Raw genomic sequence first — 20,673 nt, 5'->3', positions numbered from 1 at the left:
TTCATCCCCTTACTTTCTCTTATAAAGCTGAATAAGTAAAAAGCGGACGTATTTATAGTTTAAATGCGTCCGCTTTTTTATTAACCGATCGTCACAATACGATACGGGCTGTATTTACCGTTTGGATTTTTAATAATGATACTGATTTTCGTCTTAGCTGCCTGCGGTGTAATAGCTATATTAAAAGAACCTTTGCTATCTGCTACGCCTCTTCCAATTAGCTCAGATCCTTTTTTGATATAGACAACACTTTTAGGTTCTGTTGTACCTGACACTGTTTTTGCCAGACTGAAAACACGGTTTACACTAGGAGCTGAAGGACTAGAAGATACCACCGTTTTGTAAGTGTAAGGACTATATCCGCCTTTTCCTTTTGCCGTTACACCTATTTTCGTATTCACTGCTTGCTTTGGAATCGTAATGCTAAATGCCCCTTTACTATTCGCAGTGCCTGTTCCAATTACATTTGCACCTGCTTTAACATATACACGACTTCCTGCTTCGGTCGTTCCTGTCACACCTGTGGATTCATCCGTAATATCGCTGACAGCTGGAGCATTAGGCGCTTTATATTTTATCACTACTGTACTGTAGGTATACGTACTATATCCAGCGCTATTTTTCACCGTTACACCTATTTTCGTATTAGCGGGTTGAGGTGCTATGGCAATACTATACGTTCCTTGCTTGGTTGCTACTCCTCTTCCCAGCACTGTGGATCCTTTTTTTACATATACAACACTATTTGCTTCAGCTGTCCCCGTTACATATGTATCTTGGTCAGTTACTGTATGAATAACGGGAGCAGCTGGTTTTTGAACAGTTTTTAAAATAGTCATGTACGTATAGTCACTATACCCAGCGCTATTTTTCACCGTTACACCTATTTTCGTATTAGGGGGTTGAGATGCTATGGCAATGCTATATGTTCCTTCCTTGGTTGCTACTCCTCTTCCCAGAACTGTTGACCCTTTTTTTACATATACGATACTGTTTGCTTCAGCTGTTCCGCTGACCGAGGTATCTTGATCATAGATTTTGTTAATGGTTGGTGCTTCTGGTTTTGTTACTTTTTGTATAACTGTTTTATACGTATAAGCACTGTATCCTACACTATCTTTAATCACTACACCCACTTTAGTTTTAGCTGCCTGCGGCTGTATAGATACAGAATATGTACCTTGGTTGGATACTATACTACGCCCTAACAACGTTGATCCTTTTTTCACATACACAATACTTCCAGGCGCTGCTTTTCCCATCACCTTATTATCTTCTGATATGATGTCGTTTACTTCTGGGGCATTAGGCAGTACTTTATATACCCTTGGGTAAGCTATGTCATAAGCGCTTGTTAGAAGAGTCGTAGGATAATAAAATGCGAGAATTTCTTGATAATTTTTTTCTCCAGTAGCCATGGCGTCAGCACCAAATTGACTCATACCTATCCCATGTCCAAACCCTTTTCCTTTAATGATAATAGAAGTTCCATCATCATTAATATCTGTCACATATTTACTTCCAATACCTCCTTCAGTAATAAGATAATTGATTGTTCCAGCTGAACTGCCGATTAAATCCCATTGCTTCTCTTCAATATTCCCGTTCTTATCAAACTCATTTTTCACAATATATTTAACACTGATATCGCCTTTTGTTACACGATTGGCTGAGTCAGGAGCGTAGAAATTAATTTTTGGAATGCTTGTAATCTTAATATCTTTTCCTTTTAGTTCTCCAGCCGCCATTTTGTCTTTAAGACGATTGGTCATTTCTGTATCAGCTTCTTTTGTTTTGCTCCACCATTCTTCTGGTTTTTTTAAATCTTTTCCTGATAAATCAATTTGTTTTTTCCGAACCGTTTTGGTCCATACTTTTTGTGGATCATAAGGATCATCTTTTACTTGAGAATATGTATTAACTGGAGTTCCCCAGACATTTGTATTAGATTGAATAATCCCTCCGTTACTTGAAGAATATACCGAGTTTATAATACTCCCCTTATATGTCAGTACTTGTCCGAATGTATCATCTACAGCCTTTCCGATACGTTCATCCCAATAGTCGCCTCCGTATACTTGGAAATTTGTCGTATCGTTAATTACTGATTTCTTAAGACTAAGTACATACGTCCTTGCTGCTACTGCTTGAGCTTTAAACGTATCCGTTTTAAAAGACCAATACAGCTCTTTTCCCACTACACCTTTTAAATAATCTTCTATAGGAAGAGTATTGACAGGGCGAACATACTTACTGCTTTCATTTGTAAACTTTATATCCCCTAAATAAGACATACCGTTAATAGTAAGTTTTGCGTCATAGGTAGAAGGCGTAACTTCAAAGCTAGAAAACTCTCCTAACTTTCCCCCTTCCTGATATAGCACCACATTCGTCCCTTCTGCTTTTACTTCATAATCTTTATTTGCTTGCAGAGTTACATCCTCATCTTTAAGACGATACAATGCTGAGGGGTGAATTGTAATACTGCTTTTATTGCCTAAGTAGTTCCTTAATTCTACCGATACAAGGGGTTCTGTTCCTGCGGCTTCTGCTGTCGAAAAAACCGTTAAGGGAACTACAATGATAGCGATTGCTACCAGGATTCTCATCATGTTTTTCATTGGCTGCTCTCCTTACTTTTACTACTTTTCTAGTACTATATAAATCTACAGGCATCTTTTCTAATATCGGGCAAACCCTTAAATTTTCCAGTACTTTATCTTCATTTATTCGACTTGTTGCCTATCATCAGTGAATTGCGACAATCATTTTAAAATCTAATAAAGATATTTTTATTTATTTTCCATATTTTAATGACTATTGTCCTTTGTTCATGCTATAATGCTAGAGATATCTTTATATCTTGCTTGATAATAAAACCGAAAAAAAGTCTGGTTCTCAATGAGAACCAGACTTTTTTTCATGTATGAAATTAGCTACAGATAGTCTTACTAGTCTCAATTTATTTTTTACTGAATCTTTCTACTTCAGTTTTGCCCTTGGCTTTGGAAGCTTCCAAACCTTTAAATTCCCTCAAACTTTAAATCTCGCAATCAATTCTTGCAGTTCCTCTGACATATTGGCTAAATCCATCGCCGATGAAGCAATTTCCTCCATGGAAGCAAGCTGTTCTTCCGTTGTAGCTGATACGTTTTGCGTGCCGGCTGCCGCTTCTTCAGCGATACCGTTGACTTCATGAATCGCCTGCTGGACTTCATGTGTATCTTTGGCTAAATTGTGAATAGCGCTTCCGATTTGCTGAATTTGATTCACTACGTGCTGTACAGCTTCGTTAATTTGCATAAATGATGTACCCGCTTGTTCAACTACTGCTAGGCCTTCTTTTACTTCTTTGGTTGTGGTTGTCATCGACTGCAAAGTTCGAGCTGTTTCGCTTTGAATGAGTGCAACTAGATCTTTAATTTGATTCGCTGAGTTGGATGAGCCTTCTGCTAGTTTACGTACTTCACTTGCCACAACGGCAAAGCCTTTTCCGTGATCTCCTGCTCTTGCTGCTTCAATAGCTGCGTTTAAAGCAAGCAGATTCGTTTGATCGGCAATGGCTGTAATGACATCGTTAATTTGACTAATTTTCGCTGAGTGTTCGCTAAGGCCTTGAAAAACAGATGAGAGTTCAGTGACATTTTCGTTGATTGATTTCATTTGTTTGGCTGCTGTTTCAACGGTCGCTGTTCCGCTATTTGAAATCGCAGCCGTGTCGAGTGCTCGCTTAGTGATTTGCTCGACGTTTTCAACAACTTCTGATGTTTGGTTCGTAATGCGGTGAATAATGGTGGAGCTTTCTTGAATTTGATTCACTTGATGGTGAGATCCTGAGGCTAATTTTTCAGTAATGCTTGAAATATGTTCAATGGCACTGTTGTTTTGTTCTGCGCTCGCGCTTAGTTCTTCTGAAGAAGCGGCAACCGTTGATGAAATGTTTCCAACGGACATGATCATTTCTTTTAATCCGCCAATCATTTTATTGAATGATGCTGTAAGTAAGCCAATTTCATCTTGAGATTCATACGTGCCTTGCACTTGAAAATCCCCGTCTTTTGCTGTTTCCATGAGGTTTTTAATATCGTTTAACGGCTTTGTAATCATGCGTGCAATCAGAAGTCCAATCCCTATTGTAAGTAGGATGACCAACGCGCTGACGAGTAAAAGAGTAGTAACGGCTGATTTTACGCTTTGCTTATTTTTTTGATAAATGCTTTTTGCTTCCTCGTTGTTTATCGTCTGAAGATCATCTAGCGTGTTATTTATGGTTGTACGCAGGGTGACGATTTGTTTAGAAAAAACGTTATAGGCTTCGTCTCCTTTTTCATCTTGAGCAAGCTGTATGGCTTCACTTCTTGCTTGTGTTAAGTTACCTATATTTTCTTCGTATAGAGCCAGTTTTTCTTTTTCACTATCTAGCAAAAATGTCTTTTTATACTGTTCGATAAGCTTGTTATTTTCAGCTTCTTTTTCTTGAATTTCATCGAGACGCTTACGCTGATAGTTTTCATCTTTCGATAAAATCATTTCAAGCGTATTGGCATCGATTGCTCGGTTATTCGTACGAATTTGCCCTAACTGCCTGATTGGCTGCAGGCGGTCATTGTACATAGACTCCGAGCTGTCAGCAATTCGCTGTGTGTAAAAATAGCTGATCACGGCGACTGCAATAAGTGAAATTGTTGAAATGATAACCATGACTAGCAGCTTTCGATAGATACTCAGATTTCGTAATGCCCCCATAACATTTCCCCTTTTCGCTGATGTATTCTTCTGCTTTCACTTTTACACTTCTTTATATCTATCGGTCATAGGGGCTGTTCTATCCATAGTACGCTCGTGACTTTTTATCGGCATAAAAAATAGCTTCTCGTAAAAAGAAGCTGGTTTCAAAATAATTTCTCTACTTAGATTTTTGTTCCGGAGACTTTCCCTGTGTTATCAACGCTTAGCTTCCAGCTTTGTCCGTCAGGAGATTTAAGGATCAGGCTGTTTCCTTGTTGAAACTCCAGGTTTCCATACATTTTGCTTCCGGACGTTGCCACCCAAGAGGAACCTGGCATCATAGAAGACGTACCGAATATACGGTTAATTCGAAAACGCTTGTGGTCTTTTGTATATTCGCTTAGCGTAAGTCTCATTTTATACAGCGTATTGGCTCGCACTTCTGCCGTTACCGTGTTTCCTAAGTTGTTTTTTACGTCTTTTGCCGTTGTCCACGCGCCGTCTAGTGCTGTTAGATATTCAAATTTAATATTTTTAGGTGACTCACCCCACCCAAATGAAACGCCGGCCATATTTAGCATTTTAATTGGATTTGCAGTAAAGTCCATTTCAATCACAACGGGAGCTGAAGCCGGCACGTCGAGGTAATTCATGCTTTGTTCATCAATTAAGCTGAAGCAGTTGCTGATGCTACCTCCGTAAGGGGCTTTTCCAGCAATTTGTTTGACGGTATATTTTTTATCAGCTTGTACGAAAATATCGTCTTGATTGCCGATGATATCAGGTTTTCCTGGAAGACCTGGCGCAAATATATTTCGGGTTTGTTCAAAAGGAGACGTAATGTCATTATACTGTCCGTTGTTTAAAATTGATGTGGATAAAAGATTAGAGGCAAGCTGATTTCGATGTGAGATGCTCGTAAATTCTACGGGCGGTTCTCCTCCGTTCATTAAATACGTATCCCAAATATGCCCTTCAAACGTATTGTAAGCACCTGAACATTTAATTGCTCGTTTTGTTTGGCTGCGGCACTGCATTTGAAAATGAACAAAGCTGTTTCCTGACGTTTCATACGGCACGTCACTGATACCGGCTACGTCAATTCCATACTGACAGCCGTCAATCGATAAATAGCTAAAGTTATTCGCGTTGATCCATGCAGGCGTATTGATGTTGGTGATTTTTTCAGTTTGCAGCAGCACGCCCCTTTCAAAGTTACGAAGGTGTACAAACGATACGTTCACAAAGCTGATAAAGTCCCACGCTTTCTGGCAGTAAAAATAAATGCCTTTTCCATTATAAGCACCTGACGTATTAATCATGCTGATGTTGCTTATCGTCGTTTTGTTTCCTGTTTCTAATTGCTGCGATCCGTGAAGGTAAATGACCGAAGAGGTAAATGATGGATCGGTCACTTCAACGGTTCCACCTGAAATGGAGGCATCTTTTTGAAGGGTAAATACATGATAATTTCCCGTTACTTTAAGTTTGGTTCCGCTGTCCATTTCAAACGAAATAGACGGTTTAATCACAAGTGGTGATGCGATGGCGTACGTATAGTCTCCTGTTAATAATACTCGTGATAATTTGTTGCTTGCTGCGTAATCAATTGCTTGCTGTATCGCAGGTGCATCATCCGTCACGCCGTCTCTTTTTACACCAAAACAAGCGGCGTCGACTATTCTTTCTTCACTGCAGTTTTCCATTAAATTCATCTCGCTTTCTCAGCAGCTGTAAAGCATGTACTGCTTCTATTACTTTATGCGTTTTGACTACCTGTGGTTCACTGTTTCCATAGAAAAAAAGCTTCCGTGTTAGAAGCTTTTTCCGCTCACGTTTACGTATTGATTAGCAGTGGACGCAATCATTTGACTCGACGTAAAGTGCTGCTCGACTTTTTCTCTTGCTCCTTTAGCAAAACGCTGCTTTTGTTCTTGCTCGGCGTATAGCTCAGTGATTTTCTCAGCAAATGCTTGAGGTGAATAAGTGGGGATCAAATAGCCCGTGTCTCCGTCTGCTATTGCTTCTTTCACCCCTCCTACATCAATTGAAATCATCGGTGTACCAACGGCCATTGCTTCTAAAACAACCATTGGAAAGACTTCACGATGAGAAGTTAACAGAAGCATATCCATTTTTGTAATAAATGCTTCTGGGTCTTCTACTTCTCCCCATATCTTTATCTTTTCAGATAAGCCTTGCTGGTGAATAAGCTCTTGAATCCGTTGCAGCTCAGGACCTCCTCCTCCGATATGAAACTTCATATGTTCGTTACCTTTCAGCAGTGAGGCAATTTCGATAAACAGCTCGTGATTTTTTTCTTTTGAAGCTCGTGCCAACAGGCCAATATGGCAATCAAGTGAAGCAGACTTTTCTTTAAATACAAACTGATTCAAATCCACTCCGTTATAAATCGTTGTTACTTTACCGCTATTTACGCCGAGGTTCATCAACTGTTCTTGTTCAAAGCGGCTGACGGTAATTACTCCATGCACAAAAGAGTTTACGAGTTTACAAAATAGACCCTTTGCTTTTTGTTCAAGCACCGTTACATTATGCTTTGTATAAAGTATTTTTACTTTTTTTCGCAGCACTCGATTTACGCACACTGCATACATCACCATACGCAGGCTGTTGGCATGAATGATGTCAATTTTACACGTTCGCACTTTTTTCCAAAGCACATAAAGATTGTGAAGATGATTTTTTCTGCTTAAAGGCGTAAACCGTTTTTTATATTGAATTTTGCTGTACAGTTCTCCCATCGCAGCTGCTGTGTATACGGTAATGTCTGGATGATTCAACTGATTTTCGAGCTTGCAAAAATACGTTTCTGCTCCTCCTGTAATCAATTTATCCGTGATTAAAAGTACGTTTTTCAAGACTTCACATCCTTTACGATTTTGAGAGGTTTTTGCTTTTAGCGTACGCATTCACGCTGTACTGGACAAAATAAGTGGCGCTTTTCCATAGCGGCAGCCGCTCTTGTTTGCGCAGTAGCTTCCAATACCTTGTCGCTGCTTTCAGCTTGTTGCTAGAAACAGAGTGAGATACAAGACGATAATAAGCAAGTGACTCTTGAAGACCGTATGCTGTATAGCCTTTTCTCAGCAGCGACAGCCAAAGCGCCGTGTCTTCCGGCTGAATGTTTGGCATTAAAATCTCTGAAATTTGTTTTTTATCAAGCATCACTGTCAAACAGCCGATAATGGTGTTACCCGCTAGCATTCTATAGTCAACACTTTTCGGAACGTTTACTTCAACACCTGTTTTTTCACCTTTTTCATTGATAATGCTGTAGCCCGTATAGGAAAAAGCGCAGTTTTTTTCAAGCATAAAGGCCACTTGTTTTGCAAGTTTTTTCCTATTCCATAGATCATCGCCGTCTAAAAAAGCAAGGAATCTTCCGCTTGCTGCGCTTATACCTTCGTTGCGTGCCGCTGCGGCTCCTGAATTTTTTGTAAGCTGAAGCAGCTGAATGCGTTGATCTTTTCTACTGAATTCCCTTACTACTTCAGCCGTTTCATCTGTCGAACAGTCGTCAATTACAAGCAGCTCCCAGTTGAGGTAGGTTTGCTGCTGAACGGATTTTATGGTGGATGAAATAAAGGCTGCGCAGTTATAGGCAGGTGTAACAATTGAAACGAGGGGCTGATCCGGTTGAGATTTGAAGTTATTCATTTTGCACTCTCCTCACTTTGGTGATTTCGTAAATAGCCTGACAGCAGCGCTAAGTATAAAAAGAACAGCTCATTTACAATTAACGAAAGCGACATCATTTGAAGCAAAAAACCAACAAACGTTAAAAATAAGTACGGCTCTTGTTTATGAATTTTTTGTTTTAAAAGCTGAAGCAACACAAGAAGCAAAAAGCTAAAATATAAGCAAAAGCCAATCATACCCGTCTCTGATAAAATCTCTAAAAATGTATTATGAACGTACAGCGCTTCGCCGTAGTAAAACAAGTTATACTCTGAAAAGTTAAAAGCGCCGATTCCGGCAAATGGATGCGAGGAAAAAAACTCAAATGCCCGGCTCCACAGCGAAAACCTTCCGCTTCCTCCGTCATGTAAAAAATCATCAGCTCGTTCGGTTAAAATGGTGAACACGTTAAAATTCGTCATAAAATGAGCGATAAGAGCAAGTACACCAAATAAAAACACAAACGAAAGAACTGTTTTGAGACTGTTAAGCGAACGAGTAATGAGCAAATACAGAATCAACACAGCGACCATAGCAATTAATCCCCCACGGGAAAACGTTAACACGCTGGCTAATGTGCTCAGTAAAAGTCCTACTTTATTTTTAGTACTATCGCTATTCGTTAAAAAGTAAGTAAAAAACAGCGTATTATAAAATACATAAATATTAGGGTCATCCAGTACGCCAATCAAACGGGGATAGCTGCGGTCAATCATCACGCCCCATTTAATAATTTCTACTTCGGAGGCAAATTGAAAATGAACGGCTTGAAGACCCGCAATGTAGAGCAGCAAGCTCACGCCGTTAAAAAGAATGCCGGCCCCAGTTAACGCACGTTTGATGCTGCCGCTATGAAACTCTGCTATCACATATTTCATTAAAAAGTAGCAGGCAAGGATAAGCAAAACGCCTAGCATAATACGAAGACTCGCTTCTGGGTACAGAGAAAACGCTCCGGTCATACAGTAAAAAAGATAAAATAAAAGCAGCAGCACTTCATACGCCTGAAGTTTATAAACGTAAAAAGAAGCAAAGCTCAGCAGCAGAAGTGCAAATAGAAAAATCATGTACGGCTTTAATGCAAAACCAATATTGACGTTATATTTGCTTAACGTAACGAGAACAAAAAGGCAAAACAAAACGGTCGGTTTTCGATTTTGTATATATACACTATCCATTTTGCGCCTCCTTTCTGTTCTCTACGTTTACTGGTTTGTTTTTTTGCAGGTAGCCTAACGCTTGATTTCTAATCTCTTTATCTAGCAGCGTTAATACAAACACAAGGAGCATGTTTACACACAGCGCAATAAACGGGTGCTGTGAAAATAGCAGCGGGGTAAATACAATCGTACTGCCAAATAAACAAACAAAAATCGGAAAGGTTTTACGCATGATGATCAGTCTTTCCGGATTACATAACCAGCAGCCGATAAATAAAATTCCTTCAATTAAAAGCGCAGCATACACGGCTCCTATCACAGAATAAGCAGAGCTTAAAAAGTAGTAAAAAGCAATTCCCGATACAACAGAAACGAGCTGAACGCCCGTTCTTCTTCCTTGAAGTCCTTTTGTTGTTAAGCCGTCTGCTAGTGCTACGCTTAAGCCTTGGAAAATCAGCATCAGCGACAGCCACTTTAACGCATCTCCGGCTGTAGCCCATTTATCTCCAAACAATAACGACACGGCCAAATCGGATAAATGATAAAAAGGAAGCGCCGTTAGCATTCCTACTAAACTCATAAGCTTCACTTGCAGAATATTTAACTCTAGATGTTTGTCCGCCTGCTGATGATTGTAATGACGAAACAATACTGGATAAAAAGCACCCGCCACAATTCCTGGAACTTGATACAGTGCCGATGGAATACGATAGGCAACGGCAAACACGCCGACGGCTGCAAGTGGAATTGTATTTTCTAATACGATTGGACCAAGCTGCGGCAGCAGCATAATCAGCAGTCCGCTTACAATAAATGAGCCGATATTTTTTAGCAGCCCGCGTTGAATTTTCTTTTTAAAATTAAACGATACTCTTTTCCCCACCATCCACAGTCCGTACACTCCGGCTAAAAGATAGGAAAAGCCAAACAAAAACGAAATAAAAAACGCGCTTGTATGCATCAGCATTCCAACCGTCAGCAGAACCACCAGCAAAAGAGCTGAATAGATTCGAATAGCTCCTAAGTGATGCATTTGTTCAGTAAGCTGGAAATACGTAATCCCGATGCTTTGCATTGCAAGGCCTGTTACCATCGGCACAATCAAGTAGTACATCATTTTTACAAGTGATGCTTCGTGATAAAACAAGGAAATCACTATATACGCCCCTGCAAACGTCGCAAGCAAAAGCAAAATTCTCATTTTCACATACGATGACAAAAGATGATCCACGTCCGCTTGCTTTTTAGACCCTTCGCGAAGCACCGTATTGCTTAAACCAACGTCGGTAAAGTAGCCTAATATCATCGCAAAAGCTAGCGCTACGCTGAAGCTGCCGTAACTAGCTGCGCTTAAATACTGTGCCAGCACAATAAGCGCAGCTGCATTTAACAATCGTGATACAACGGTACTAATAAATAAGTGAACAATGTTTTTCCAAATAGAGTTTTTCTTCATACATCCCTTTTACTCCATCGTTTTAGCAAATCGCTGAGCTAGCGTTTCGTGATAGTAGTCATACGTTTTAGCTAATCCTTTTTCAAACGTAAAAGCAGGCGACCACTTTAATACTTTGATGCTTTCTTTGTTGCACAGTCTGCTGTCTGCAATATCACCTTCACGCACGCTGTGATAAGCAGGTGTTAAGTGACTGCCGGATATGCTTTTCATCGTAAAAAAGAGTTCGTTGATGCTGATGCTGCTGTTATTGGAAATATTAAACGTGCCGCATCCTTCATACTGAATGGCACGTAAACATGCCTGGCTCACGTCTTCCACGTAAATAAAATCTCTTGTTTGACGGCCGCTTCCGTAAATAATCGGCTGCTGGTTCGTAACAAACCGGTCAAAAAAGATTGAAATTACGCCACCTTCGCCCTGTGAATTTTGCCGTGGGCCATACACGTTGCTGTAGCGAAGAATGACGTAGTCAATATCATACAGCTGTTTAGCAAGCTTAAGATATTCTTCAGACGTAAACTTTGACAGTCCGTACGGTGAAGCTGGACTCGTTGGGTGAGCAAGCGTAATGGGAGTAACGTTCGTATTTCCGTACACGGCAGCTGATGAAGCAAAAATGATTTTTTCAGCTCCGTACTTTTTGCATGCATTAATAATGTTGATCGTTCCTTGAATATTAACATTGGCATCATGATGAAAATTAGTAACGGAATGAGCCACGCTCACTTGAGCCGCTTGGTGAACAACATAATGAGGTTTAAACTCGGCAAATACTTTATCTAATTCTTCACTCACAATATCTCCGTAGTGAAAAGAAATGCCTCGATTTTCTAAGTTTGCTATTTTCCCCGTTGATAGATTGTCAATGACCTTTACTTCAAATCCATTTTGATAAAGAAGCTCTGCCATATGGGATCCAATAAAACCGCATCCGCCTGTAACTAATACTCTTTTCATGTTATCCCTCTCCTATCTTGATCCGTCTCCTGTTACAATGACTCTTAGCGTTTTTATCATAATCTTCACGTCAAACCGTATAGTCGTATGTTGAATGTAGTAAAGATCGAGCTTCAGCTTTTCTGCTGGCGTTAGCTCATATCCTCCGTTAATTTGCGCCCAGCCTGTTAGTCCCGGCTTAACAGCAAGCCGCTGGCTAAACGAAGGAAGTGTTTTTTGGAATTCTTCTATAAATACGGCTCTTTCAGGTCGGGGCCCTACAATCGACATATCACCTTTTAATACATTCCACAGCTGAGGCAGTTCATCGATTCGCGTTTGGCGAATCAGCTTTCCTACTTTGGTAACGCGGCTGTCATTTTTAACCGCCCACTGCGCTCCGTTTTTTTCCGCGTCACTGTACATCGAACGCAGCTTCATGATGGTAAATGGTCTGCCTCTTTGACCTAAACGCTCTTGAAGAAAGAAAGGTGAACCCGGTGTTTCAATCATCACAATGAGCGCAAATAACAAAATAACAGGCAGTAATACCACAAGTGCCATAAGCGAAATTGCAATATCACATACGCGTTTACACAACGAGTAAAAAAGCGGAAATTCTTTTTTTAGCACATCGGAATCACCGATCGTTTTCGAGACAATTTGATTCATCGTTTCACTTCCTTCTATATAAAATGAGGAGCTAGTGAGACGGACTCCAAATAACGCCTAGCACATGAATGCGCGCTTTCTCCAGCATATTTTTCGTTTTAACAACGGCATCTGCTTTCGTTTTGCGCTCTTCCACAATGAGCATGGTTGCATCGCATTTTGCTGCAAGAATATGAGAATCCGTCTCTTCTAAAAACTGAGGCGTTTCAAAAAGAATCAAATCGTATTCTTCTTTCCATCTTTTTATGAGCTCATCAAAATACTTGGAAACAAATAGTGTGGATGCGTTTCGAAAGTGAGATCCGGCCGGAAGTACGTCCAGTCCTTTGTATGACGTTTGTTTAATCGGTACATGACGGCCTTTCCCGTTTACTAACACATCCGTTAACCCTTCTGAACTTCCAAGGTCAAAGAGCTGATGAAGAGAAGGACAATGTACGTTTCCATCAATAAGAAGAACGTTTTTCCCTTGTTCGGCAAATGAAATCCCTAGCTTTGCCGTTATAAGCGGCTTTTTATCGTTCACTTCCGCTGATGTGATTGTCAGGCATTTGACTTCATTATTCAGCAGCACCTCAACATTTTTTCGAATCATATTTGTTTGGTTAATCGTTTTGGCATCTTGATACAGTGAAAATGGATACTTTTTTTGTTTAAAACTCAAGGTTCTCCCTCCTTGCCTTTTCCTGATCACTGCCTTGCTTTTGATTTCGCTTCATTTTTCGAGGCTCCAGCTCGATATGTCCAATAACCGGAAGTCCGATAAGTTCTTGAATATCTTGTTCATTTCGAACTGTGCTATCAAGATATTCTCTTAGCATCGCTCCCGCTATTCCTACCAACAGACTGACCAATATAGTAATAGCTGCAACCGGCAGCGGCTTTGGGAATACTTTAAGGCTCTGCGACGGCTCGGTTAATACTTGAATGTTGCTTCCTTTCATTAACTTCATCGCTTGATCTTTTGAAAGAAGAGCTACTTTATTTGCGATTTCACTTACTGTTTTCGAATTCTCGTTTCTTACGGTAATCGTGACAAATTGAGAATTTTCGTTATGATCAATCGTAATTTGTTCACTCAGCTTTTTATTAGAAATAGTTAAATTTAATTCGTCTTTTACACCGTTTATGATCATCGGACTTTTAATAAAATCGATATACGAAGAAATTAATTGGGTATTCAGCTGCGTAATATTAGCAATTTCATCTACATTCTTAGATGTTGCTTGATTAACAAGTACTTGAGTAGATGCTTGATACGTAGGTTTTAATAGATAGAAACAGATAGTTGTGATGCTCATACTCGTAATGACTATGACTAAAAGCATCGTAAGCCATCTTCTTTTTAAAATTCGAAAAAAATCCTTTAGCTGAATTTTATCTTGCATCGTAAACTCACCTCCATACGCTTTATCTCTCTGTTACTTACGACTCACTGCTCCGCCGAAAACAACTTTGTTTCTTGTGAGGAATTTTCCTAATCTGCTGGAAGGCTTTTCAACAAAATGATACGTGACGGAAGCCATCGCCAGTGATAAAAGGAAACAAATGCTTAAAATGCTCCAGTACGGCAAAAGCCCGTGTAACAAATACATCAACGAAAACAGCACAATGAGATGAGTTAAATATAAGCTGTACGAAACTTTACCTAGAAACGACAGCACTCCTGTGCGTAAAACCTTTGAAGCTGTCGGCGATGCTAAAGCGATAATAATAAACATACAGCTGCCTACCATCACTGCCAGATTGCGGCATAAAAAGTTATTGGTGATCGCGTAATTCCCCATAATGCCTTCAGATAAATAACAGGTAAATGCAATCAGAACGATAAGACCCTTTTTAAATGTGCCAATTTTCAGATAAAGTTGAATAAAAAAGTCTCGGTATTTCGCCGTAACTGCACCCGCGGCGAATAAAAGCAAATAATGATAAGAAAGCAGGAAGTTCGTAGGTTCTAAGTTTGATTGATTAAGCAGTAATAGCGCTGATGATGAAACAAACACGAAAAACAATAGCATTACGATTTTTTTTGCATCCATTCGCAGCAAAAGAATCATTAAAAGAGGAAAAATAATTGAAATTCTCATTTCATGAACAAGCGACCAAATAACATTGTTGTAAGCATCTGTGTTAAATGTGCCAATTAAAAAGAAGTGCTGAAGAAGTAAACTTGGCGACTCGTTTGTGATCCATGAGTTATTAAACCAGTGGCTTACCTGTGAGATCCCGCCTTGACTAAATAAGATTTTACATAGAATAGCCACACACACTGCAAACAAGTAAGGAAGATAAATTCGGCAAATTCTTCTTACAAGATAGTTTTCATATCGAAAAGAAGAACGGCCATAAAACGGCAGTGCTAAAACAAATCCGCTTAAGACAAAAAACAAAACAACTGATTCATTTCCACTGCTGAACAATAGCCGCAGCGGACTCTCTTTTACCATGGACAGTAAAAAAGAAGAATCACCGTCATACCTATACTCACTGAAGCTTGGATAAATCATGAGATAATGATTTATCACAACAAAAAGAGCTGCTAATCCTCTTAACGCATCAAGTTCTACATATCTTTTTTCCATGTAATCTCCTATCCAAAATGTAATAAATGATGTCATCCCTTCATCGTACAGTGCTCATCTTAAATAGTGCTAGCATACTATATGAAACGTTCACTATAGCGAATAAAAAGGTGATTAATCGACAAATATTCTTAATAAAGAACAATTTGTAAGTGAAGTATAGCATGATATACCCGTATCAAGAATAGGTATTTTAACCTATTTTATTCTTTATAAAGAACAATATATTATTAAATTTATATTTATATCTACACAAAATGGACATTTATGCGTTATAATGAACAAAAAATCCATAAGCAGAGGATGAACTGAATGTGATAGGGAAAAAGATTAAGAATTTGCGACTAAAAAAAGGGTATTCTATTACACGCTTAGCTGAGGAAGCCCATATTTCAAAATCATATTTATCTCATTTAGAAAAAGGGTTAAATAATAATCCTTCCCTTCAAATGCTTGATAAAATCGCGTCTTCTCTTCATACAACGATTGACGAATTAATCGAAGGAGACATCAGCTGTGCAGCTCTAACTTCAAAGCCATCCCTCAATTTAGAGTGGCTGCATTTAATTGAGCGAGCCATTCAAGACGGCATGACCAAAGAAGAATTTATTGAATTTCAGTATTATTTAAAGTTCCGTAAAACAAACTGATAGATCCATTCATAAACGTTTAATTTTTTTGTTGTAATCGACCTATTTCGACATCTTTTACAAATATTATTTTGTAAAATAACTGTATACTAAGAATACTATTACAAATTATCCAGATAAGGGCAAAACTATTGAAAAATAGTGACGCAAAGCTTCAGGTCTAAGGCCGCTTTTGGCTACGATAGCTGGGTTCCCTGGCAAAGGGTGGATGAGTCGTAATGAAAAAAGAACATGTACTGTCAATCGATCAAGAGTGGGTAAGTCTTATGGAATCAGCTCGCGCGCTGGGGCTGACTATCGAAGAAGTCCGGAGATTTTTGTCGGAGCTTAAGCGGAACTAAATTAAAAAAGCACGCTCTAATCAGAGCGTGCTTTTTTCAGTTATTATTATTCTAGAAGAAAGTAAAATCCGCTTCTATTAAATACGAATTCCTTTTGGCTGACGCTCATCAAATGTATAAATCTCCGTAAATCCGCACTGTTTCGCCATTTCAACCGCTTCTTTCATATGAGCTCCTACGGTTTCAGCAAAGTGTGAATCAGATCCAATCGTTAAGATTTCTCCGCCTAAATCGCGGTACAGTCCAACAACTTCAAGTGCCGGCAATGCTTCGCCCAGCTTCCCTCTTATACCTGAAGTGTTGATTTCAATTCCGATATTACGATCAATTGCTTTTTTCAAAATATCTGCAAGAATATCTTTGAATTGATGAAAGTCGTAAATGCCGTACTGTTCAAACGCATAGCGCTTCATTAAATCTAAATGAGCCAATACATCAATATCCGCTTCACTTACTAGCTTATACATTTCATTAAAATAAGCGCGGTAAATCGCTTCTTTATCGTTTAGCTCCAAATGTTTACGAAGCTTGATATTATTAATGTTATGGACCGACCCTAATATAAAATCAAAGTTCTCTTGCTTCATCGTTTCCTGATACTTCTCTTTTAAATAGTGCGGTTCACAAATTTCAATTCCTTTTTTAATCACTAGCTGGCCTTGAAATTGATCTCTGCATTCTACTAGTTCTCGTTCATATTTATCAAAATCCATATGACCGTATGTTGGCGCTAATGGATTTAATGAAAAGTGCTCGGTAAAACAAATTTCGTTTATGCCATTTTTTACAGCTTGTTCGCACACTTCTTTCATGACTGCCTGGGAGTCAAATGAATTGTTCGTGTGATGATGGTAGTCTATTAGATACATAATTTAGTCACCTCTAGGTTTATTATACATCTCTCTTACTCTTACTGCACATAGAGACCCTTCTACCGCTTATCCCACCTTTTTTTGTTCATAAAAAGTATTTCCAATAAAAAAAGACATTTTTCCTCTTCCAGTAATCCATGTTTTCTTATAAACTAACTTAATATAGCAGATGTTCTGACATACAACTTGACAAACAACTTTTACTTACAAAGGAGAAAGGAAAGAAGAAATGCAGATTGAAAAAAGTTTTGCTCAAACAAAAAGCCCCTTTCTGTCTTACTTAAGCTCTTATGCTAAAAAGATGAAAGGAGAACTAAAAGAAGAACCGAAAATCAATTATAGAGACGCGGTTGTTTCTTCTATTGGAGGCTTAATTGCGATTATCATCAGCAGCGCGATTGCACTAGCGCTTGGTTATCCAATGGCTCTTGCTCCGATTGGCGCGAGCTGCGTGCTTGTTTTTGGGGCGCACAAAGGTCCTTTATCACAGCCGCGCCACGTGCTTGGAGGGCACTTGCTCGCAACCGTTTCTGCACTTATTATTTGGAGCTTATTTCATCGAAGTCTAATCACCATAGCGATTGTGCTTGCCTTCGTTCTTATTTTAATGATTCTTACTAAAACCGTTCATCCTCCCGCTGCAGCTAGCGCGATTGTAGCCATTAATACTCAAGCAGGCTGGGGATATTTAGGTATTATTATGATTTGTGCGTGTGTAGTTGTATTGATTTCTACCGTGTATAACAATTTATTTCAAGATCGGCAGTATCCCAGGTATTGGGTTTGATTTCTGTTAAAAAGGCTTCGGAACTTAGTTCCGAAGCCTTTTTTGGCAAACATTATTATTTATCAAGCAACTTCATTTTCTGCTATAGCATTGTTGTCTTTTCTTCTTCGTTTAACAAAGAAAACAATTCCTATTGCTGCGGCTGTTAGAAGTGAAACTGTCAGCGATTCTTTAAAATAAGGCGTTGTATACTTCATCGAAATTTCATGATTCCCTTTAGGTACACGCACTCCGATAAATGTTCCGTTCACTTGTTCAAAGTCAGCATCTTTTCCATCTACTTTTAGATGCCAGCCTTTGCTGTATGGAACGGATAGAAATAACATCCCTGCTTTTTTAGCATGTATGTCACCTTGCAGAGAGTTTTCATCATACTTCACATGTTGAAGCGCAGACTGTTTTAACTCATCAACTGATGCTGCATAGTTTTTATAGGAGTTAAAAAGCACTTGCATATCGTCAAACTCATACCGCCCAGGTGATAGCCCAATTGTAATTTCTCCGTTACGCTGGGCATTTTGAATATTAAATGCATAGCTGTCTTTTGGATATGAATAAATGTTATTGACCGAACGTTTTTCAAAATTTCTTCCGTTAATCACTAAGTTTAACGAACCTGTTGTAAGGTTTTTAAAGGTCATTTTAAGAATCGTTTCGCCTGAACCTGTTTCTTTTGTCGTTAACGGAATTCGCATAACTGCATTGTCGCGTGCTGTGTACACATTTCCGTTTTTATCGATATTTTCAAGCTTTACATTTTCCATTCCTTCAAACAGCTGTTTGCTTTTAAGCTTTTTCAAATCAAACTGCGGTAAGTTCCCTTGCTTTTCAACTACTGCAGCTTTTAACATCAGCTGATCTTTTTGTACTTCATTCAATTCATTAAATTGATTTGTCGAAACTGCTTGATTGTACATAAATCCAATAGGAAGGAAATGATCATTTTTATAAATTTTATATCCGTTTAACTCTTTTAGTAACGTAAAACCGTACGGCTGGAAAGCATCACCGCTTTTAACGATATAATATTTGTTCATAAGCGCTGTTTCTACATACAGGCGCTGATCTAAATTACTGTACCGGCTTGGTGAGTCCATTTGCGCAATATTATACGTTTCTTTAAAGAAGCTGTGAACATTATCTGGAATCAGACTTTGATAGCTGCTGAATCCATGATAATTATAATACAACGGAATATTTTCTTTATTAATTTGATTCCACATCACGCGATAAAACGAATCATCTCTTTGGGTAATGTAGTTAATAACTTCTTGATCCGTTTCACTGTCATATCCGCTTCCTGAAAACGTTTGAAGCGTTGACTCTTTTTGAGCAAGCACGTCTCCTAGATCCTGCGTAAACATCATAAAGTTGTTATATCCGATACTGCCAATAGCAACGGCTGTTACGCATACAAAAAAGACAGCTTTTTTTAATTGAAAACGAAGTAAAAAAGCGAACAGTACAATTATAAAAAAAACAATCTCAACTCCATCGTTCGGAAGCTCTTTTGGTGATGGTACGTAGGTTGTGTACCATAAAAAGCCCAGAAGAAGAAGCAGTAAATAAACCGTTCGTACTTTCGATCCTTTTTTATCATAGTCAATTGCATATGCCGCTACCATTCCACAGGTAAAAATCAGCATGTAAATCCATCTTGGCTGCATAGCCGACAAACCGTTAAAGAATGAATAAGCATACGGAAAGAAATACAGTCCAATCATAAAGAGTAATAAGCATACTCGAATCAGCATTTCTTTTTGTTTGATATACAGTACGCTTAACAAAATAGCAATCAACCCAACAATCGACATTCCAAGCGTTTGCGAAGCCGAGTAAGGATAAAAGAAGTTATACACCACATTATGATAAAAAATGTTTGTATAAAATAGCGGAATATCATACTCTTTATCAAATCGACCTGCATGCAGAAATGCATATACGGTTGGAATAAACGCAAAAGCTGAAAGTAAAAACCCAACAATATAGTATTTAATGAGCGTTATATAATACTTTACAAAGCTTTTAAACGAATAAGATGACGAAGCTAAAAAATATTTGAATACGGCATAAATATTTAAATACACGCTGCTCATAAAGCCAAAGTAAAAGTTCGTCGTTATCACGACAAATACTGCAAAAATGAACAGCCCTTTTTTACCTTGATCCACTAAGCGGTCATATGAAAGAATCAACAGCGGCAGCCACACAAATGCTTCTGCCATAAAATCAAACCGGTTGGAATAGCCGGCAAAAAAGCTAGAGCCTCCGTAAATCATTGCTCCTACAATGGAAGCCGTGTACGAACGCTTATTGTATTGAAGCAAAGCATACATAAACATCATGGCACAAAAAAGCTTTAATGCGCTGATGATTGTATTTAACGCTAGGACATCTTTTAACGTATCTAATTTTAGAAATAAAGTAAGAAGGAAAAAGACGGACGTTGAATAATAATAGCTGAAATTGGCAAACACATCTCCTCCTAAACCGTACTTCCATGACCAAAAGAAATCGCCATGTAAAAACTGTTCATGTAAAAAATAACGAAAGAACAGCAGTTGAACCGTTGCATCCGTATTCCGTGTGGTCATATAACCTTCGGATAAGTAGAAATAAAAATACACGCTAAAGATGGTCAGCATAAAGATGACAGCCGCCACAACGTGCATCCCAATTTTCTTTCGATCAAACATAACTGCGTTACCTGCCTTTTATTTTTAGCCAAAGTGAACACTGCATATAAAAATCTGACAAAAAGACGCCCTTTGTCAGATTTCTACT

General features: G+C 38.8%; 17 protein-coding genes and 1 riboswitch. Of the genes, 3 read left to right on the top strand and 14 right to left on the bottom strand.

Features of this window, described 5'->3' with window-relative positions; all coding sequences use genetic code 11:
- Positions 1 to 80: 80 nt before the first annotated feature.
- The 12 genes from AC1D0Y_RS08060 to AC1D0Y_RS08005 all read right to left on the bottom strand — a co-directional run bounded on the left by AC1D0Y_RS08060 (position 81) and on the right by AC1D0Y_RS08005 (position 15,239).
- Positions 81 to 2,621 (bottom strand): Ig-like domain-containing protein, encoded by a 2,541-nt coding sequence (locus AC1D0Y_RS08060; protein WP_477707455.1) that lies wholly within the window; start codon positions 2,619 to 2,621, stop codon positions 81 to 83.
- A 412-nt stretch (positions 2,622 to 3,033) separates the two neighbouring features.
- Positions 3,034 to 4,746, bottom strand: a complete 1,713-nt coding sequence (locus tag AC1D0Y_RS08055; protein ID WP_477707454.1) for a methyl-accepting chemotaxis protein — start codon at positions 4,744 to 4,746, stop codon at positions 3,034 to 3,036.
- A 164-nt stretch (positions 4,747 to 4,910) separates the two neighbouring features.
- Entirely contained in the window at positions 4,911 to 6,434 is a 1,524-nt protein-coding gene (locus tag AC1D0Y_RS08050; RefSeq protein ID WP_477707570.1) for a pectate lyase family protein, read from the bottom strand.
- A gap of 108 nt (positions 6,435 to 6,542) precedes the next feature.
- A complete protein-coding gene (locus AC1D0Y_RS08045) occupies positions 6,543 to 7,661 on the bottom strand; it encodes a glycosyltransferase family 4 protein (RefSeq protein WP_477707453.1) in 1,119 nt (372 codons plus the stop codon).
- Positions 7,624 to 8,409 (bottom strand): glycosyltransferase family 2 protein, encoded by a 786-nt coding sequence (locus AC1D0Y_RS08040; protein ID WP_477707452.1) that lies wholly within the window; start codon positions 8,407 to 8,409, stop codon positions 7,624 to 7,626. Before AC1D0Y_RS08040 ends, AC1D0Y_RS08045 begins: the two co-directional genes overlap by 38 nt.
- Positions 8,406 to 9,608, bottom strand: coding sequence for an O-antigen ligase family protein (locus AC1D0Y_RS08035; RefSeq protein ID WP_477707451.1), 1,203 nt, complete (start codon positions 9,606 to 9,608; stop codon positions 8,406 to 8,408). The genes AC1D0Y_RS08040 and AC1D0Y_RS08035 overlap by 4 nt, the downstream gene beginning before the upstream one ends.
- On the bottom strand, positions 9,601 to 11,046 hold the full coding sequence (locus AC1D0Y_RS08030) for an oligosaccharide flippase family protein (protein WP_477707450.1): 1,446 nt from the start codon (positions 11,044 to 11,046) through the stop codon (positions 9,601 to 9,603). The genes AC1D0Y_RS08035 and AC1D0Y_RS08030 overlap by 8 nt, the downstream gene beginning before the upstream one ends.
- Positions 11,047 to 11,055: 9 nt before the next feature.
- Positions 11,056 to 12,006 carry an NAD-dependent epimerase/dehydratase family protein gene (locus AC1D0Y_RS08025; RefSeq protein WP_477707449.1) on the bottom strand — a complete coding sequence of 317 codons (951 nt, stop codon included), beginning with the start codon at positions 12,004 to 12,006 and terminating at the stop codon, positions 11,056 to 11,058.
- Between the two features lie 12 nt (positions 12,007 to 12,018).
- On the bottom strand, positions 12,019 to 12,657 hold the full coding sequence (locus tag AC1D0Y_RS08020; protein ID WP_477707448.1) for a sugar transferase: 639 nt from the start codon (positions 12,655 to 12,657) through the stop codon (positions 12,019 to 12,021).
- A 31-nt stretch (positions 12,658 to 12,688) separates the two neighbouring features.
- Entirely contained in the window at positions 12,689 to 13,321 is a 633-nt protein-coding gene (locus AC1D0Y_RS08015; protein ID WP_477707447.1) for a CpsD/CapB family tyrosine-protein kinase, read from the bottom strand.
- A complete protein-coding gene (locus AC1D0Y_RS08010; protein ID WP_477707446.1) occupies positions 13,311 to 14,045 on the bottom strand; it encodes a YveK family protein in 735 nt (244 codons plus the stop codon). The genes AC1D0Y_RS08015 and AC1D0Y_RS08010 overlap by 11 nt, the downstream gene beginning before the upstream one ends.
- Positions 14,046 to 14,078: 33 nt before the next feature.
- A complete protein-coding gene (locus AC1D0Y_RS08005; protein WP_477707445.1) occupies positions 14,079 to 15,239 on the bottom strand; it encodes an acyltransferase family protein in 1,161 nt (386 codons plus the stop codon).
- Positions 15,240 to 15,553: 314 nt separating this feature from the next.
- On the opposite strand from AC1D0Y_RS08005, the gene AC1D0Y_RS08000 reads away from it, so the two are divergent.
- Positions 15,554 to 15,889 carry a helix-turn-helix domain-containing protein gene (locus AC1D0Y_RS08000; protein WP_477707444.1) on the top strand — a complete coding sequence of 112 codons (336 nt, stop codon included), beginning with the start codon at positions 15,554 to 15,556 and terminating at the stop codon, positions 15,887 to 15,889.
- A 111-nt stretch (positions 15,890 to 16,000) separates the two neighbouring features.
- Positions 16,001 to 16,087, top strand: a riboswitch (cyclic di-GMP riboswitch).
- 20 nt (positions 16,088 to 16,107) lie between these two features.
- Complete coding sequence (locus tag AC1D0Y_RS07995) at positions 16,108 to 16,230, top strand: anti-repressor SinI family protein (RefSeq protein WP_098333700.1); 123 nt, start codon at positions 16,108 to 16,110, stop codon at positions 16,228 to 16,230.
- A 77-nt stretch (positions 16,231 to 16,307) separates the two neighbouring features.
- Here AC1D0Y_RS07995 and AC1D0Y_RS07990 read toward each other — a convergent pair whose 3' ends face one another.
- Complete coding sequence (locus AC1D0Y_RS07990; RefSeq protein WP_477707443.1) at positions 16,308 to 17,099, bottom strand: histidinol-phosphatase HisJ family protein; 792 nt, start codon at positions 17,097 to 17,099, stop codon at positions 16,308 to 16,310.
- 232 nt (positions 17,100 to 17,331) lie between these two features.
- Between AC1D0Y_RS07990 and AC1D0Y_RS07985 the strand changes: the two genes are divergently transcribed.
- On the top strand, positions 17,332 to 17,889 hold the full coding sequence (locus AC1D0Y_RS07985) for an HPP family protein (RefSeq protein WP_043979915.1): 558 nt from the start codon (positions 17,332 to 17,334) through the stop codon (positions 17,887 to 17,889).
- A 62-nt stretch (positions 17,890 to 17,951) separates the two neighbouring features.
- Here AC1D0Y_RS07985 and AC1D0Y_RS07980 read toward each other — a convergent pair whose 3' ends face one another.
- Positions 17,952 to 20,585, bottom strand: coding sequence for a YfhO family protein (locus AC1D0Y_RS07980; RefSeq protein WP_477707442.1), 2,634 nt, complete (start codon positions 20,583 to 20,585; stop codon positions 17,952 to 17,954).
- Positions 20,586 to 20,673: the final 88 nt, after the last annotated feature.

Source organism: Priestia sp. P1_B12_1 (assembly GCF_056406695.1).
Note: the sequence above shows the minus strand (reverse complement) of the source record. Positions and strands in the feature narration are given on the sequence as shown.

What these genes read in the sequence shown, in the direction of transcription:
- AC1D0Y_RS07990 (WP_477707443.1), bottom strand. Translation starts at nt 17,099, where the DNA reads ATGTATCTAATAGACTACCATCATCACACGAACAATTCATTTGACTCC.
- AC1D0Y_RS07995 (WP_098333700.1), top strand. Translation starts at nt 16,108, where the DNA reads ATGAAAAAAGAACATGTACTGTCAATCGATCAAGAGTGGGTAAGTCTT.
- AC1D0Y_RS08040 (WP_477707452.1), bottom strand. Translation starts at nt 8,409, where the DNA reads ATGAATAACTTCAAATCTCAACCGGATCAGCCCCTCGTTTCAATTGTT.
- AC1D0Y_RS08030 (WP_477707450.1), bottom strand. Translation starts at nt 11,046, where the DNA reads ATGAAGAAAAACTCTATTTGGAAAAACATTGTTCACTTATTTATTAGT.
- AC1D0Y_RS08035 (WP_477707451.1), bottom strand. Translation starts at nt 9,608, where the DNA reads ATGGATAGTGTATATATACAAAATCGAAAACCGACCGTTTTGTTTTGC.
- AC1D0Y_RS08025 (WP_477707449.1), bottom strand. Translation starts at nt 12,006, where the DNA reads ATGAAAAGAGTATTAGTTACAGGCGGATGCGGTTTTATTGGATCCCAT.
- AC1D0Y_RS08045 (WP_477707453.1), bottom strand. Translation starts at nt 7,661, where the DNA reads ATGCGTACGCTAAAAGCAAAAACCTCTCAAAATCGTAAAGGATGTGAA.
- AC1D0Y_RS08010 (WP_477707446.1), bottom strand. Translation starts at nt 14,045, where the DNA reads ATGCAAGATAAAATTCAGCTAAAGGATTTTTTTCGAATTTTAAAAAGA.
- AC1D0Y_RS07985 (WP_043979915.1), top strand. Translation starts at nt 17,332, where the DNA reads ATGCAGATTGAAAAAAGTTTTGCTCAAACAAAAAGCCCCTTTCTGTCT.
- AC1D0Y_RS08020 (WP_477707448.1), bottom strand. Translation starts at nt 12,657, where the DNA reads ATGAATCAAATTGTCTCGAAAACGATCGGTGATTCCGATGTGCTAAAA.
- AC1D0Y_RS08050 (WP_477707570.1), bottom strand. Translation starts at nt 6,434, where the DNA reads ATGGAAAACTGCAGTGAAGAAAGAATAGTCGACGCCGCTTGTTTTGGT.
- AC1D0Y_RS08060 (WP_477707455.1), bottom strand. Translation starts at nt 2,621, where the DNA reads ATGAAAAACATGATGAGAATCCTGGTAGCAATCGCTATCATTGTAGTT.
- AC1D0Y_RS08055 (WP_477707454.1), bottom strand. Translation starts at nt 4,746, where the DNA reads ATGGGGGCATTACGAAATCTGAGTATCTATCGAAAGCTGCTAGTCATG.
- AC1D0Y_RS07980 (WP_477707442.1), bottom strand. Translation starts at nt 20,585, where the DNA reads ATGTTTGATCGAAAGAAAATTGGGATGCACGTTGTGGCGGCTGTCATC.
- AC1D0Y_RS08005 (WP_477707445.1), bottom strand. Translation starts at nt 15,239, where the DNA reads ATGGAAAAAAGATATGTAGAACTTGATGCGTTAAGAGGATTAGCAGCT.